Genomic DNA, 16,708 nt, shown 5'->3' with positions numbered 1-16,708 from the left:
TTCTATGCTATTTCGTGTATCATCTGGGCGATTGCTCGGGCAAATCGCTCGTGACCTGCTGCTGTCCAGTGCAACCCGTCTACACCGGCCTCGGCATATGTGTTGGCGTCGAAAAACGCAACACCATGCTTGGCGGCATAAGTTCGGATTTTTTCAGGCAGTGCAGTTAGTGTCGCCACGGCTGTATCATCAAAGTGCCACGCCGATCGCGGTACGATTGCCTCGTTGAACAGCCCAGTAGGGTCTGGAATGAGCGGCGCAACCAGCAGTGGTGTGACATCTGATTCGTGACAATACGTGATGTAGCGCGCTAGTGCCGTCACGATCGCCTCAACTGGTCGCTGGTGGCAAATCTGGGCATCGTTTGTTCCCAGCATGATGATGGCGATGTCGGGCTGATGACTGGCCAGGCACGGCGGAAAGTACATCCAGCCATTTCTCGATGGTTTGGCTGGGTCGGGATGATCAAGGTCGGTTCGCCGACCGCCCAGCCCCTCCTCAACAATATAATATTGGCGTGCCTCGTTCGCTAGCAGCGCCCCCAGTCGCCGCGGCCAGCGCACCGACTCGTCATATCGCGCGTTCACATCGGGTCGCTGTCCAAAGGTGTTGGAATCACCAAAGCAGAGGATGGTTATCTCGTGCATAGTGAGTATTGTATCACGTAGCCCCGCAGTATGTGTCATAATATCCTCATGAGACGACTGATTGCGGTATCGGGTGGGGTGGACAGCGTGGTACTCCTCGACAGCGTATTGCGGCATGGGCAGGACGAGGTAGTGGTGGCTCACTTTGATCATGGCATTCGGGCAGAATCGGCGGCTGATGCGCGGTTCGTGGCGGGGCTAGCGCGCCGGTGTAATGTGCCATATGTTATCAGGCGTGAGGAATTGGGGCCGGCAGCCAGCGAAGATGTGGCACGTCAGCGGCGGTATCAATTTCTCTTTGATGCGGCAGCACGCTGGGGTGGGCGGGTGACGACGGCCCATCACCAGGATGACGTGATTGAGACGATAGCACTCAATTTGCGGCGTGGTACGCGCTGGCGAGGCTTGGCGGCTATGGGCGATCAGCGGATTGAGCGGCCGCTATTGGAATGGACAAAGCAAGACATATATGATTATGCACTGTGCCACCGGCTGGAATGGGTAGAGGACGCGACAAATCAATCGAGCGCCTATCTACGTAATCAGCTGCGCCGACAGCTGCAGGCAAGGTTGACTGATCAGCAGCGGGCGGCGCTTGGTCGGTTATGGCGTCAGCAATGGCGGCTGCGCCAAGAGATTGACCAAGAAATAATGCGGTTGTCACCACGCCTCAGTAGTCGTTATTTTTGGGCGCATATCCCAATTGAGCCGGCGCGCGAGCTACTGCACCGAGAAGTGCAGCGACTGACTGGCGTGTCGCTACTCTCAGCACAGCTGGATCGACTGCTGATCGCCATCAAAACTGGCCGAGCAGGAACGGTGTGGCAGCCGGCCGCTAATGTGCGGGTGAAATTATCCGTAAAAAGTGTTACAATAAAACGAGTGACTCGCTAGGACGAAAGAGAAAGGATTATGTGACGTATGGCAGGAAAGACGCCAAAGAATACTAAGAAAGGGATCGGGCAGGTTGCTCGGCTGGGGTTGTTTTGGGCAATCATTGTGTTTCTTGGGCTGGCAGTGTACGCGGCGCTGTCACCAAATAGCAACTTGAAGAATGTGGCATTGACCGATGTAGTGCGACGGGCAAATGCCGGGGAAATTGCCAAGATTGATATCCAGGGCAATGATCTGAAAATTACTCCCAAAGGCCAAAAACAGCCGACCGAGAAATCAGTCAAGGAATCTGGCAGTACGATCTATGAGCAGGGCTTGAACAAGGACGCCAAGGTTGAGATTAACGTTCTGCCGCCATCACAGACCGGTGAAGTGCTGTGGAATCTGACGGTGATGATTGTGCCGGTGGTGATCATCGTGATCTTTTTCATGTTCATGATGCGCCAGGCCCAAGGGCAGAATAATCAAGCGATGGGCTTTGGCAAGTCAAAGGCGCGGCTGTATGGCGAGGACAAAGAGAAGGTGCTGTTTGAGGATATCGCTGGTAATGATAATGCCAAGCAGGATCTGCAGGAGGTTGTCGATTTCCTGAAGCATCCAAAGAAGTACAAGGAACTCGGTGCCAAGATTCCGAAAGGCGTCTTGCTGGTCGGTAATCCGGGTACTGGTAAAACCATGCTGGCTCGGGCAGTAGCTGGCGAGGCGGGCGTGCCGTTCTTCTCAATTTCTGGCTCGGAGTTCGTCGAGATGTTCGTCGGTGTTGGTGCTAGCCGGGTACGCGATCTCTTTTCAAAGGCCAAGAAAAATGCGCCGTGCATCATTTTCATCGACGAGATTGACGCGGTGGGCCGCAAGCGCGGTTCGGGCATGGGTGGCGGCCACGATGAGCGTGAGCAGACCTTGAACCAGATTTTGGTGGAAATGGATGGGTTTGACGGTGACACGAACGTGATCGTGCTGGCGGCGACCAACCGGGCGGATGTGCTTGATCCTGCGTTGCTGCGGCCGGGACGGTTTGATCGGCGAGTGACGATTACTCTGCCGGAGCGCAAAGATCGCGAGGCAATTCTGAAAGTTCATTTCAAGAAAAAGCCAACCGACGAAACGGTTGACCTCGATAAATTGGCCGCCAAGACAGCTGGCTCATCGGGGGCAGATCTCGCTAATATCGCCAATGAAGCAGCAATTATCGCCGCACGGCGTAATAAGAAGAAAATTACTAATGAAGAATTAACCGAGGCATTTGAGCGAGTGGCCATCGGCCCAGAGCGCAAGGCCAAGGTGATGAACGACCACGAGAAGGAGCTGACAGCGTACCACGAGGCGGGCCACGCCATTGTTGGTCACGTCTTGCCAGATTCTGATCCAGTTCACAAAGTGACGATTATTCCGCGCGGCGGCACTGGCGGTGTAACCTGGTTCCTACCGCCAGAGGATAAGAGCTACACCAACGTCTATGAGTTCAAGGATATCTTGGCTCGGGCCATGGGCGGCCGAATTGCCGAGCAAATTATTTACGGTGATGATGGTATCACCACCGGCGCTGGCTCAGACCTGCGTAAAGCCACCGAGATTGCCCGTGATATGATCATCGAGCAGGGTATGGGTAAGGGCCTACGCGACCAAGTATTTCACGAAGACAACGGCGGGCTGATGTTTGATAAGATGACCCGCGAGCGGCCGTACTCGGATGAGACTGCTAAACTGATCGACCAGGAAGTGTCGCAGCTGATCACCGAGGCTAAACAACGGGCAATGCTGGTGCTCAAAGCCAACCGTCCGTTCCTCGATAAATTGGCCGAGGCACTGCTCAAAGACGAAACCTTGGAGGAAGCGGCGGTGGATGAGATTCTTTCGGGAACGAAACTGCCAAAGGAGGCAAAGCTGCACGCATAAATTGTTATGGGGCGCGTTCGTAATGTTGTCAACAAGATCAATCAGCGGCTGACAGTCAAGTTAGCCGCCACGATTTTAGCGAGCTCGATGTTGCTGTCAAGCCTGCTGGGGCTGCTGCGCGATCGCTTTTTGAACGCGGCGTATTTTCCCAATGAGAAGGCTCACTTGGCTGGTTATCCGGTTGGGCTGGACGCTTATACGGCGGCGTTCATGGTGCCAGATTTTATGTTTGCGATTCTAGTGTCGGGGGCGCTGAGCGTCACTTTCATCCCGGTATTTAACGAGCGGTGGGTCAAAGGCAACAAGCAGTCAGCCTGGCAAATTAGTTCGAGCATGATCAATCTCATGGCGCTGGTGACGCTGGTGACGAGCGTTCTAATCATCATTTTTGCTGATCCGCTGATGAAATATCTGATCGCGCCGGGGCTAAGCGAGGCTGGTCACGCATTGGCGGTCAGTATGATGCGAGTGATCGCGGTAAATCCGCTGATCTTTGCGGTGGCAGCGGTGATTGCTAGCATCCAGCAAGCGGTCGGTCGCTTCACCTTCTATGCGCTGGCGCCGATGCTGTACAATGTCGGGATTATCATCGGTACGTTGTGGTTCACCAACGGCATCAACCTGTTCGGCTGGCAAATTTTTGACGGCGGCATTATGGGCGTGGCGCTTGGTGTGGTACTTGGGTCGGTGTTGCAGCTCATCGTCAGTGCGGTCGGGCTAATCGGACTCGGCTTTGATTATGATTTCAAGATTTATTGGCGCAATCGCGGCTTTCGTAAAGTTTTGTCGCTGCTGCCGGCGCGCTCGATTGATCAGGGAATGGATTATGTGGTCAGCCTGGCCGAAGTCAACTTGGCGTCGCGGATGGGTGATGGTATTATTCGTCGTTATAATCAAGCATTGACACTACACATGATGCCGATCAACCTCATCGGCGTTGCTATTTCCAACGCTGCCTTTCCACAACTAACTGAGCGCCTCGCCTCGGAGCGGCCGGATCTATTTCGTAGAGATCTGCGGTCATTTCTCAGGACGGTGATTTGGATGATTATCCCGATTTGTGTGGTGACGTTTTTCGCGCGTGGCTACGTGGTGCACTTTATCAATAATAATGGCGATCCGGTTATGGCGAACATTCTCGGTTGTCTGGTAATGGCAATTTTATTCAGGACGGTGTATCACATGGTGGCGCGCGGATTTTATGCACAGCAGGATACCAAGACACCGATGTATGTGTCGATTTTTGCGATTGTGTTGAATGTGGCGCTGGCCGTGATACTTGGCTACTATGCGAAGCTTGGCCCGTATGGCCTGGCATGGGCGCAGTCAATTGTCGCCTTTGTTGAGGTGGTGATTTTGTGCGTCATTTTAGGTCGGCGCATGCCACAGCTGTTTGACGCAACGTTTGTCAAAGCGGTCGCCAAGATGGCGTTAGCCGCGGTGCCACTAGCAGTGACGTGCTACGTCAGCGTATTGGTAATTCCATTTCGGGCGTCGGATGACAGCTTTTTGGGGGCGCTGCCCAAGTTTGGGGCGATTACGATTTTCAATTTTGTCGTGTATGGCGCGCTGTCCAAGTGGCTAAAGTTGCCAGAGATCGACCCGGTCTTGGCGCGAATGAAACGTCTGCTGTTTTCGCGATTTGATATGAGTAAGTTGAGGCGCTGATGAAACCGCTGACCAGTATTCGTAATTTTTGCATCATTGCCCACATCGACCACGGTAAGTCGACGCTGGCTGACCGGATGATGGAGATGACGGGGACGGTGGAGAAGCGCGAGATGAAGTCGCAGCTGCTGGATAGTATGGATCTCGAGCGTGAGAAAGGGATCACGATCAAGCTCGCGCCGGTGCGGATGAAGTATCACTATCGCCAGCCAGCGGCAATCGCTTCCTCTCAATCGAATGTCGCAGGCAACGCCAGCGACAGGGCTATCGATTCATCGGAAGGATTGCCGCTGGCTGGACCTTACGATCTCAACCTCATCGACACGCCCGGTCACGTTGATTTTAGCTACGAAGTTAGTCGCTCGTTGCAGGCCTGCGAGGGTGCGGTATTGGTGGTTGACGCCAGCCAAGGCATTCAGGCGCAGACGTTAGCGAATGTGTACCTGGCAATGGAACAGGACCTCACGATTATTCCTGTGCTCAATAAAGTTGATTTACCAGCTGCCGATGTGCCACGGGTGTCCAAGCAGGTGATTAATTTGCTGGGCTGCGATGAAAGCGAGATTATTCATATTTCCGCCAAAACCGGGCAGAATGTCGATCAAGTTTTGGCGGCGATCGTTGAGCGAATCCCGGCGCCGACTTCGCCACTGGCGGTCGAGCATCCTGATGTTGCGTTGGCTGATCTCCCAACTCGGGCGCTAATTTTTGATAGTTATTATGATGATTATCGCGGCGTGATTTTGTACGTCAGGGTGGTTGACGGTCAGATCAAAAAGGGTGAAGCGATTCATATGATGGCGACCAGTGCGAATGGGTTGGCATTGGAGGTTGGCCATCTCAGTCCCGGTATGATCCCCGACCCATCGCTCGATACTGGTGAAATTGGCTACATTGTCACCAACCTAAAAACCACCCGTGAAGCGCGGGTGGGTGATACGGTGACGCTAAAGAAATATATGACGAAGGAGTGAGAGGGTGGTAAAACAAAGTAGTCGGCATATTTCGTATATCGGTAATATTATATGGCTGATGAGCTTTGGTTTGCTTGCCACGGCTTGCATTAGTATCGCAGTGTCACTGCCGATACCCTCAGCAAACGCTCCAGGTGTGCTAGCGTGGGTGCAGCAACATCAGGTCGCCTTGCAGGCGGCAAGTGAAATGCTAGCATGTGGAGCGTCGATATTGTTAGCTGTCGTCGTGGTTTTGTACTCTAAACTGAGGGGGCGATATCCTGTTGGCATGGGTATCGTGCTTGCTCTAGGTATCGTTGTGGCAATTGGTGCATTTCATGCGATGATGGCGCTCGGACGCCTCGTTTATCCGGTGAATGGATTGCCGATTACTCCAGAAATAAGTGTATTATCTGCGAGTCAACTGTTCGCAGGACTGCACTGGATGGCACTGGCGTTGGCTGCATTTGTTGCTGCGGTAGGGATCATTACGAAATCTTGGATAGTTATATTAACGAGCGTGTGTGTTGCATTTCTAAAGATGGTCGGTACATACTATGCAGGTGAAGTCTCGGTACCGCTGACGGTGGTGTCGGAGGTGGCATTGTTTGGCTGGTCTATTGTGATGGTGGTGTGGCAGTTGAGTAAATTAGTGATAAGGAGTAAGCCATGAATCCACAAACAATTGGCCTAACTGAATTGCAAAAGCACCCCGCGGATACGTGTTGCGAAAAGGGCTGGGATAAAGTTTGGTCAATGTGGTCAGGTGGCCCATTTGACAAAAAGTAAGTGCTATCCCATAATTAAGTTTACTATGATGCTGGCAGGTTTTTGTATGGGCTTTCTCAGTTTTAAGATCCAGAAGGATTGGCGGCGTGTCATCTAGCGAGGTGCTTGTTCTACCAGAAAGAATGGCGCAATATGTTGATGCCGGTCGATTGCGCGATAATTTTCATAACCATCCGGAGAGTCAGAGAGATTTATCAGAGGGTGAGCAGTTAGCCGTTCGGGAGATACGAGCACGTCTTGAGCGATTGCCACTTTTGCACTATACTAACTCAGGTGATTTCCCTGGGCGGTTCATGGAGATGGGGATACTGCCGAGCAGTCAGTTATCAGGCCGTAGAACTAATACATACGGGCTTGATCGCCACTTTGGTCTTGACCAGTTCGTATTTTCGAGCCTTTATCCGAGCAATGCCTGTTACTATGGCGCAAAAATGGTATTTATAGATCCACGGCTAAAAACAATCGACATCATGCTCGTCACGCCTCATGACTTAAACGATACGGTGCTTACTGCCAAAACCGACCCAAATAACCTCAGTAAAGAAGATTGTAGAAAAATTGACGAGTATTTCGACTCGATGATGTTTGGGGCGGATTGACTCGATATTCTTGCTCGTCAAGCGCTGGATTCATTTGTAGAGGAGATGCGGACATCTAGAGATAAGGGGGGAGAGGGTGTGGAAATGGCTCTTCTGCCACTAGGTTTTGATTTTTGCTATGGGGAGTGGAAGCATTATGGAGCAATTGATCCAGGGAATATTGTTGATACATATGATTGCTCTTTTCCTATATTGGAATATCCATGTGCCAACGATGATGTCATAAGCATGGCATGGCTGCCGCATGGTTTTGTGTTCAGCAAGTACCGTCTACTAGATAAGGGCGCTGTGCCCAGCACGTGGCATGGTGTGCTTTCAAACTACGATATTGAAGGCGTAGACGTTAAGGATCTGCGTCAGTTTTGGAGGCATATTGGCGAGCTGGCGCTCTCATAAGTAATTTGTCGGTGAACCGTGATAATGTAAGCTATGGCGTGGCCTGATCGCTGAAAGAGAGTTGTAAAGCTTGCGGCCAACTAAGCTTTGCTTGACAATAATAGCTTATTTTGTGTAGTCGGTGCTGTCGTATAATATCAGAAAGAAGGGATATGAAAAAGGCAGGATTATTTATGGTAGGTATCGTGATGGCTATTGTGCTGTCTTTTGGATGACAATGGTGAAGTCAAGTACGACACACGCAAATCCAGCAAACTATAGCAGAATATACAGGTCACGGGGCCGGTGTAAGATAGCCAGGACAAAGATGAACCGGTATACGGCGGTGTTAAAATGTGTTCGGGTACAGATTGGGACTCCAGACGTGACATTTTGGACGTTCTACCTCCGTTCACCAATGGAGATATGATATAAGCGTATGTGTCACTACTAAGCGTATGATCCTTGGCTTTTCTCCCCTCGTCGTTGCTAGCTTCGGACGGGGGAGTTTTTTGTTTCCCCCGGTGCTGATAAGGTTTTCAAAGCGCTGAGCCTTGGCAGTGCGGATAGTAGAGAGTATCTTGGTCATAGGGGCTTTTATTTGACACCATTTTTTTGGTAAGTATACTGGGTTCAACAGTAACAATATGAGAGGGTATTTGAGAAGATTATGACGAAGAAAACAGGAAACATTATATCATTAGACGATTTTAAGTTTCTAGTTAAGCAGGCAGTCAAAGCACCGTCAGGGCACAATACCCAACCTTGGAAATTCCATCGCGACGGGTCGGTGGTAGAAATTCATCCTGATTTTGACAGGAAGCTGCCAGTAGTCGACCCTGACAATAGGGAGTTATTCGTGAGTCTGGGTTGTGCGGCCGAGAACTTCTGCTTGGCAGCGCAAACCAAGGGCTATGAGTCTACCGTTTCGGTTGGTGATACGGGAGTTATCACGATTTTACTTACAGAAGATTCTGGCGTCAAGCCGAGTCCATTGTTTGAACAGATAGATATGCGGCAGATTAATCGCAGCATTTACACTGGTGAGGAAATTGCTCCAGATGCACTAAAGAAATTACAATTTGTCCATAGTGAAAAGGGCGTCTCAGTTCATTATTACGCACATCAAACAGAGCAATTCAATGATATCGAGCAATGTGTCTTTCAGGGGAATATACGTCAAATGCAAAATGAGGCGTTTAAGGCTGAATTGAAAAGCTGGATGCGATTTAATAAGAAGCATCAAGATCAAACACTTGACGGGCTGAGTTATGCCGTGTTTGGTGCACCTAACGTGCCGCGCTGGATGGCTGAGCCAATCATGTCGATGGCTGTCAATACCAAGGCTCAAAATAGGGCCGACCGCAAGAAGATAGAATCAGCGTCTCATCTGGTTCTCTTTACAACAAGAGAAAATAGTCGGCGCGAATGGGTGGATCTAGGTCGGACGCTGCAGCGTTTCTTGCTGACTGCCACGGAGCTCGGGATCGCTCATGCCTATCTAAATCAACCAAACGAGCAGCCAGAAATTGCCGCAGAAATGGCAAAAACTCTTGATCTTGATGGGGAATATCCAACTATTTTGCTGCGCATTGGTTATGGCAAGCAGCAGGCCTATTCTAAACGTCGACCTGTTGAAGACGTTATTATAGAGGATTGAGCGCCCTCATTGACCCGATAATCCACCAATGAGAACTAAATTTTCAATTTGATAAAGACATAAGTGTGTTGTTATGGGGTTTAGTAAAGAATAAAGAATATGTGACCGGATTAGAGTGATTATTTGTAATTGAGAGGAAGAGTTTACCATTTACAATAATAGTATAAAATGCTATAATATAGGTCATGGAGCGACTCGGTAGTATTGATCATGGCAAGGACTTTGCAGGCAGCGTAGAGGAAATTATTAATCAACCGTTGACGGTCGAAAATATTGATACCTACGCTGAGGCTGCCTTGGATAAATTGATCCAGCTAATTGATGATATGGTGCAAGCATACGACCATCAGCCAACGATTTGGCTAGACAATCCTGCCCAAAGGGAGAACGCGACGTTTGCTTACTACGGCATAGAGGAAATCAATGAGCTGCTTGACCATATTGCTGCCAAAGCGGAGCAACTCATAGCTATTGATACGGCTATTGGCCAAATCGAATCGATTGGTGACGTCTTTGTGCCACCCGATGATCGGCCCGGGCCTACCACCAGTGCGTCTGAGGCGCCAAACCGTGAGAGCGTGACTCGCCAACCGCGGCTGAAAACATTGCTATTCGTGTTGGCGAATGAATTTGGTATTGAGCTGAGCAGCGAAGCATTACGGATTCGTCGCGGGGAAGTAGAGACAGCGATGATGCGCCAAGAGCCATACCATGAGGTGAATATCCCACCGCTCGAGCGGACGGTACTGATCTGTGACGCCTACGGTAATAGTACCTTTGTATTTGATACAACGCGGCTGCCAGAAGAAGAGCGGGCAAAGCTGACCGCATATACGAAAACACAGCTTATGGAGGTGATGGCACAGTATCCGGGCTGTGGTGCGATGGTGCGTTGTGATGATTACTTTGTTCCACACTTAGTGGGGGTATTAGCAGATGATCTGCGGCAACCAGTTGAGATGGGTAGGCAACGTCAAGGTAATTATTTGAGCCCTCGTCGAATGATTGAGGCAATGGGAGGCCTGACGATCAATGGGCTAGCAGATAAGCTCGGTGTGAAGTATCGTGTCGTTGCGACCATTGCCACCCAGTTGGAGCGGGATGGCTTCCTGGGGGAGGTGGCCAAGCGGGATTGGTGTGGCAAGCAGAAACCGGTTTTTACTAGAGAGCAGGCCGAATTGATAGAAGAATCGCTTAAGCAAAAAGGTATGTTTAATCTACCGCCACCAGAAGGGTATCTGACGCTCAAAGCTCTCGCCAATGTTCTGGGTGTAAGTGATATGACGATAGCAAAGATAGCGAGGAGTCTTAAAGAAGACGGTATCCTGTCTGAGGGTGCATGGCATCGTTCTCCTCAGGTTCGCGAGTTCTTTAGTCCAGAGCAGCAAGCGGTGATCATAGAAAAAGCACATGACAGGGGGTTGTTTGCGCCTCCGCCCCCGGAAGGATGTATTATGGTAAGTGCGGCAATGAAGCGCTTTGGGGTGTGTCGAAAGACAATTAAAAATGCCATGCACTCATTGGGCTTACAACCTTCAATCTACAGGTTTTCTTGTCAAAAGGGTCGGGTAAAAATTTGTGAAGGCCTTTTGCGGGAGCAAGTAGAGGCTATAGGTGACTATTTCTTAAAAAGAGGCTATATGCGCCCAGCTCCCGAAGACTATCTAGCAACGTCAGACCTTATGAACGCTTTGCACTGTGGATCACCAGCGTTTCAGAAGGCGATTAAGGTTTTGAATAAGGTTGATCCTGACTTCGGGGAACCACTGGCATGTCGTGGCAGAGGGTCGAATGGTGTGAATAGCTCAATAGGTTACTTTTACAGCCCCAAGCAACAGGCGAAGATTGCTGCGATACTGAAGAAAACTCGCTAGGGTGCTAGTGATAAGATTACTGAGTTATATCAGAATCAATCGCTGTCCAGCCCAGTACTGATTGCTCAGTGAGTTTGACAAACGGCGAAGCACTTACTATCAAATTAGCCACTAAATCACCAAAATGGCTGTGATTGACAAATCAATAATATTATGATAAAATTCAGACTATGAGTCAACTGAATTTTAATCGCTTGAGGAATGATATTGGGGAGCCTGTTGTCTATGATGTAGTCCCAGATTCAGAGAGAGAGAGTTATAGGTACTGGCGCGGCTTGAGCTTGGCGCGATTAGCGCTGGAGCTTTCACGAGGTAATCGTACCTTTCAGTTTGGTACGGATGGCGTCCATTTCGCAGATTTTCATTTATATGCGTACAATGTAGCGCGTGACATTGCTGCTGGTGCAAGTCCTTTGCAGACTCAGCCAGAAGATTGTTCCGCCATTCAGCAGGCTATTGGCGAACGGTTTACTAGTAAAACACCCCATCCAGCATTAGTTGTCGCATACGCGCGACCAAATGCTTATGTGGTGCCGTCCGATAGAGGACTGTGTCATGGTGTTACATTGTACGGTCAACTGACCGACTTGGATAAGCATTCCCAAGAGTTTGTTCAAGATTATTTTGGTCTCAGCTCGCTTACGTAGGAAACGAGCGAGCGGCGGTATTATATCACCTAGCAATTGATGGTATAATCATCAAATAGATGCCTAAAATTACCGTCCAACCCCTCCCTGGCTACAAAGAAGTCAAGCCCTTCGTCTACGCGGGCTTCTTTCCGGTGTCTAATGAAGATTACAATGACCTGAAAGAGGCTATTGAAAAGCTGAGCTTGAGTGATTCAGCGCTGCAGTTTGAGCCGGAGAATTCACCGGTGTTAGGTTATGGCGTACGGATTGGTTTTTTGGGATTGCTTCATATGGACATCATTCGCGAGCGGCTGGAGCGCGAGTATAATTTGGATCTCATCGTCACCAACCCGAGCACGGATTACCAAGTCAGCCTCACTAATGGCGAGGAACTGGACATCAAATCAGCCAGCGAACTGCCCGACCCGGCGCAGATCACCGAGGTCCGCGAGCCGTGGATCGACGGTGAAATTGTGGTGCCGCAAGACTACATCGGTGCGGTGATTCAGCTGATTGTCGCCAAGCGCGGCCGGCAGAAAAACCTTAGTTACATTGATGAGCGGGCGCTGATTTCGTTTACGGCGCCGCTGGCAAATCTGCTGACGGATTTTTATGATCAACTGAAGTCGGTCACCAGCGGCTACGGTTCGTTTAACTATGAGCTGGCGGGTTATCAGCCGGAAGATTTGGTACGGGTGGATTTTTATGTGGCGGGCGAAATGGTTGATGCGCTCAGTGTGATGTGCCACCGTTCGGAGGCGCCAGGCTTGGGTCGCGAAATCGTCAAAAAATTGAAAGAAGTCGTGCCGCGCCAGAGCTTTGAGGTGGCACTGCAGGCGGCGATTGGCGGCAGATTCATCGCCCGCGAAAACATCGGTGCTTACCGCAAAGATGTCACCGGCTATCTGTATGGTGGTGACGTCAGCCGTAAAAAGAAGCTCCTCGCCAAACAGGCTCGCGGTAAAAAGCGTATGAAACGCTTCGGTAAAGTTGACATTCCGTCAGAAGCGTTTACGGTGATGTTAAAGAGAGATTGATTATGAAGAAACCAATTATTTATCTTGACATGGACGGCGTGCTGGTCGATTTCATGTCGGCCACGACGAAGGTTCCGCCCGAGATGCTCGAGAAGTTTGCGGGTGAGTATGACAATATCCCGGGCGTTTTTGCGCTGATGGATCCGATGCCGGGCGCCCTCGAGGCGGTCGACAGACTAAAGGAAAAGTATGATCTATATATTCTCTCATCATCGCCATGGGAAAATCCGACGGCGCTGGGTGATAAGCTGGCGTGGGTGAAGAAGTATTTTGGCGGCGAGGGTCAGGAAAATATTTTCTTTCGCAAAGTTATTTTTTCGTCGATCAAACAGCTGAGCCGCGGTGATATCTTGATTGATGATCGGACGGCCAGGGGTGCTGCTGAGTTTGTTGGCTGGCACATCCATTTCGGTACTCCGCAGTTTCCTGATTGGCAATCGGTGCTGGATGAGTTGCTCTAGCGGCTCCGGCGGTTGGCCGCTTGAAATCACTGAGCATAACCAGTATAATGGTAACAGAATCAATCAGAGGAAGGAGGGTCATATCGACCAGCTGACCGTAATCATTTTCGGTATCGACATCTCCCGAGGGATGAGGTGGCGTTGATGAAGTTGACAAAGCTATTCAAAAAAGCCCGGCTCGGCAAACGCCGTAAGGGCGAGGTATCAGATGTTGATACTGAAGCCCCAGTGCCGCGTCAGCGCCCGGTGGCTACTTCAGTACCCGCCGCATCTCCCACATCACCCGCGCCACGTTCTCCTCACTCCGCTCCGGCTCGGCGTCATAGTATTCAACGGCAAACTGTAGCCGCGCAGCCAGCTCATCCTTCGGCTGCGTCTCGCGTTGTGCCGCCACAACCTTCTACTCAGTTACCTTGCTCGCGTTCTGCCGCTCCTCAAAAAACTCCCGCTCCCAATCCGCCGGCTAAACCCCACCCTAAAAAGCCGGCAGTCTTTCATGACATTATGCCGCCGCGTGGCGTCCAGCGCTCGCGAAGCACATCATTTACCAAGCCGTCCGTCAAGCCCCAGCCGCCAAAGCACGCCCTCTCGCCGTCACGCGCTTCACTGATCAAGCCCACTGCTTCGGCGCCAGCCCCGGCCAAGCGTCCGCTCAACAAACTTTCTTCCGTCAAGGCTCAGCCAGTCAAGCCGCTCTCATCACATCCGCCACACCCGCCGCTGACGAAGCCGCCGCTTTCATCTCAGCCTTCGAGTCCGACTCGTCCGCTCAATCCTGCGGCGGCCGCACCTCGTGCTAATGCACCACGCACCGATACGCAATCGACTGTCAAGCGCCCGCTATCCCAGCCACACCAACTGCCGACCCAGCCAAACTTACCGCCGCAGCCAAAGGAGCTGACCCACCCGCAAGTCACTGCTCATTCCCGCGCTCACATCGCCGTGCCGTCTCGCCGCCATCCTCAGCTAGCGCATCGTCCGCCGCATATTCGAGCGATGGACATGGTGCATAGGTAGGAAGTCGTAACTGCCCGGAAGCTTAGTCAATAATCTGGTATAATACTCATATGTCAGATCTTGAACGTGTCATCAGGGAGTACCAGCCGACCGAAGCGGCCGTAGCGCTGGTCCGAGATACTAAAATTGCGCTGCTAACCGGTATTTCCGGCGCGGGCAAGGATACCATCAAAAGGCGGTTATTGCGATCGCCGTCATTTCGTGATATCGTGTCGCACACCACGCGGGAGCCGCGGGCAAATAACGGTCAGCCAGAGCGCGACGGCATCGATTATCATTTTATTGATCAAGCAACCGCACTGACCATGCTCAGAAATCATCAGTTCATTGAGGCCAAGTTCGTTCACGGCAAGGTGTATGGTACCTCGACAGCCGAGCTGCAATTGGCGCATGACCATCAGCAAACGGCGATCACCGACATTGACGTACAGGGCGTGGCTGAGTATGAGCAATTGGCGCCGGGCTGTATCGCTATCTTTATCGTACCGCCGGATTATCCGACATGGCTGGAGCGATTGAAGCAGCGGTACGTAACGGAAGCAGAGTTTCAAGCGGCCTGGCCGAAACGCCGCCAGTCGGCCATCGCTGAGCTCAGTCATGCGCTGGAAGTGCCGTATTACCACGTGATTATCAATGATGATTTGACCCGAGCGGTGCGGGTTTGCGGCGAGATTATCGAGCGTGGTGACGTGTTTAATCGGCGTGATGACGAGGCGCGGTTGATAGCGCGGGACCTCCTTGATTATTTGATGGGTGAGGACGCGGCCTAGATGGCGACGAAGAAGTCGTCGTTTTCGCTCAGGCGACCGTTTTGGTCGTTGTCGGGGTTGCTTGACCAGATCTTTTTCTTATTAGCCGGTGCGGCGTCGTTCTGGCTGGCGTGGCTGGTGTGGCGTGAGGGCTGGCATTCGGGTGGCTGGTGGATGGTTGGGCTGTTTGTGGTAGTGTGGCTGATTACGGCTTACTTGGCACTGCCGCGGCTGCATCGTATCCTGAGCAGCTTGTATGTGCCGAATTATTTCATCGGGCGAACGCGGACGGCGGACGGGCTGCTCGGTGATCCTGTCAATCTGGCTTTGCGCGGCTCGGAGGCGCAGGTCCACCGGGCGATGACCGCGGCTGGCTGGACGTTAGCGGAGGAAATAACCGTGCGTTCATCGTGGCGGATGATGGTGGCAATATTGACGCGGCGTAGTTATCCGCAAGCGCCGGTTTCGTCACTATTTCTATTTGGGCGGCGGCAAGATTTTGCCTACCAGCAGGAGGTTGACGGTAATCCCGGCAAGCGCCATCACGTACGTTTCTGGCGTTGCCCACAGGGCTGGCTGCTGCCGGGTGGTCATCAGGTGGATTGGCTGGCGGCGGGAACATACGACAAGAGTGTCGGTCTTAGCTTGTTTACCCTACAAATCACCCATAAGGTTGATGAGAATACTGACATCGAGCGGGACTATATTGTCCAGTCGGCGCTCAAGGCACGCGCTTCAATCGAGGTGACTACTCTGAAAGATTTTTCCACCGGGTATCATTCGCGCAACGGCGGCGGCGATACCATCCAGACAGACGGTGATTTGCCGGTACTGGAGGTTGGGCGCGTGCGCGCCAACCAGTCCTTGATAGAGGAGCGCGACGAGGTGATTCTCGATGCTACTTCGCACGAGGTGATGCCAGTGGCGCACGATACATTGATACAACAATTTTGGAGTCGGCGGCCGCCACAGATCGCGTTTGGCGTGGTGGCAATGTTTGCGGCGCTGGCGGTCAGTATCATCAATACCGTTGTTGAATTACTTGCGATTGACCAATTTCATAGCCAGACGGTGGCTGAACTGATGGTGGACGGTCAGGTGAATGACGCGGCGGTGATTGCTAATTGGCTGATTGGTTCGTCAATTGTCCTCGGCGCAGTGTGGGTGATCACGACTATCGTGCTGGTGAATCGGACATTTAGCGGTAGCAATCGATTGCGGCTGGTATTGATGATGATATCCGGGCTGGCAGTTATCGCTAATTCATTCACCTTGACCATCGGCAAGATAACCTGGTCGACAGCCAGTACGCTGCTGTTCATCGGGCTGAATATTGTAGCGGTGCTAATGTTTTCGTCAGACGCCGCCCGGCGATTTACGCGGGCGCGTAGCCAGGCCAGGCGCGCGGCAAGGTCGCATTAGCACTCGCTTGCGATGAGTGCTAGATTCATGCTACAATG

At 51.6% G+C, this 16,708-nt stretch carries 16 protein-coding genes; 15 read left to right on the top strand and 1 reads right to left on the bottom strand.

What is annotated here, in order from left to right; all coding sequences use genetic code 11:
• Positions 1-2 precede the first annotated feature (2 nt).
• Positions 3-800: a hypothetical protein gene (locus FBF26_04180; GenBank protein ID QJU10434.1), complete on the bottom strand. Its 798-nt coding sequence runs from the start codon at positions 798-800 to the stop codon at positions 3-5.
• Between FBF26_04180 and tilS the strand changes: the two genes are divergently transcribed.
• The 15 genes from tilS (at position 678) to FBF26_04105 (ending at position 16,670) form a co-directional block, all read left to right on the top strand.
• Positions 678-1,541 (top strand): tRNA lysidine(34) synthetase TilS, encoded by an 864-nt coding sequence (tilS, locus tag FBF26_04175; GenBank protein QJU10433.1) that lies wholly within the window; start codon positions 678-680, stop codon positions 1,539-1,541. The two genes, FBF26_04180 and tilS, sit on opposite strands and share 123 nt — an antisense overlap.
• A 27-nt stretch (positions 1,542-1,568) precedes the next feature.
• The gene (gene hflB / locus FBF26_04170; GenBank protein QJU10432.1) at positions 1,569-3,437 is read left to right on the top strand and encodes an ATP-dependent zinc metalloprotease FtsH; all 1,869 of its coding nucleotides are present in this window, start codon (positions 1,569-1,571) and stop codon (positions 3,435-3,437) included.
• Between the two features lie 36 nt (positions 3,438-3,473).
• On the top strand, positions 3,474-5,105 hold the full coding sequence (locus FBF26_04165) for a virulence factor MviN (GenBank protein QJU10569.1): 1,632 nt from the start codon (positions 3,474-3,476) through the stop codon (positions 5,103-5,105).
• On the top strand, positions 5,105-6,079 hold the full coding sequence (locus FBF26_04160; GenBank protein QJU10431.1) for a GTP-binding protein: 975 nt from the start codon (positions 5,105-5,107) through the stop codon (positions 6,077-6,079). The genes FBF26_04165 and FBF26_04160 overlap by 1 nt, the downstream gene beginning before the upstream one ends.
• Positions 6,080-6,083: 4 nt before the next feature.
• Positions 6,084-6,731: a hypothetical protein gene (locus FBF26_04155; protein QJU10430.1), complete on the top strand. Its 648-nt coding sequence runs from the start codon at positions 6,084-6,086 to the stop codon at positions 6,729-6,731.
• Between the two features lie 238 nt (positions 6,732-6,969).
• Positions 6,970-7,446, top strand: coding sequence for a hypothetical protein (locus tag FBF26_04150; GenBank protein QJU10429.1), 477 nt, complete (start codon positions 6,970-6,972; stop codon positions 7,444-7,446).
• Positions 7,447-7,530: 84 nt separating this feature from the next.
• On the top strand, positions 7,531-7,842 hold the full coding sequence (locus tag FBF26_04145) for a hypothetical protein (GenBank protein QJU10428.1): 312 nt from the start codon (positions 7,531-7,533) through the stop codon (positions 7,840-7,842).
• Positions 7,843-8,491: 649 nt separating this feature from the next.
• The gene (locus FBF26_04140; protein ID QJU10427.1) at positions 8,492-9,481 is read left to right on the top strand and encodes a nitroreductase; all 990 of its coding nucleotides are present in this window, start codon (positions 8,492-8,494) and stop codon (positions 9,479-9,481) included.
• Positions 9,482-9,666: 185 nt separating this feature from the next.
• Positions 9,667-11,355, top strand: coding sequence for a hypothetical protein (locus FBF26_04135; protein QJU10426.1), 1,689 nt, complete (start codon positions 9,667-9,669; stop codon positions 11,353-11,355).
• 170 nt (positions 11,356-11,525) lie between these two features.
• The gene (locus FBF26_04130) at positions 11,526-12,002 is read left to right on the top strand and encodes a hypothetical protein (GenBank protein QJU10425.1); all 477 of its coding nucleotides are present in this window, start codon (positions 11,526-11,528) and stop codon (positions 12,000-12,002) included.
• Between the two features lie 59 nt (positions 12,003-12,061).
• Entirely contained in the window at positions 12,062-13,021 is a 960-nt protein-coding gene (locus FBF26_04125) for a GTP-binding protein LepA (protein QJU10424.1), read from the top strand.
• A 2-nt stretch (positions 13,022-13,023) separates the two neighbouring features.
• Entirely contained in the window at positions 13,024-13,482 is a 459-nt protein-coding gene (locus FBF26_04120) for a hypothetical protein (protein ID QJU10423.1), read from the top strand.
• Between the two features lie 504 nt (positions 13,483-13,986).
• The gene (locus tag FBF26_04115) at positions 13,987-14,499 is read left to right on the top strand and encodes a hypothetical protein (GenBank protein ID QJU10422.1); all 513 of its coding nucleotides are present in this window, start codon (positions 13,987-13,989) and stop codon (positions 14,497-14,499) included.
• Positions 14,500-14,549: 50 nt separating this feature from the next.
• A complete protein-coding gene (locus FBF26_04110; protein QJU10421.1) occupies positions 14,550-15,269 on the top strand; it encodes a hypothetical protein in 720 nt (239 codons plus the stop codon).
• Positions 15,270-16,670, top strand: coding sequence for a hypothetical protein (locus tag FBF26_04105; GenBank protein ID QJU10420.1), 1,401 nt, complete (start codon positions 15,270-15,272; stop codon positions 16,668-16,670).
• Positions 16,671-16,708: the final 38 nt, after the last annotated feature.

Source organism: Candidatus Saccharibacteria bacterium oral taxon 488 (assembly GCA_013100825.1).
Classification (GTDB): Bacteria; Patescibacteriota; Saccharimonadia; order Saccharimonadales; family Saccharimonadaceae; genus Nanosynbacter.
This window is presented reverse-complemented; position numbering and strand designations above follow the sequence as displayed.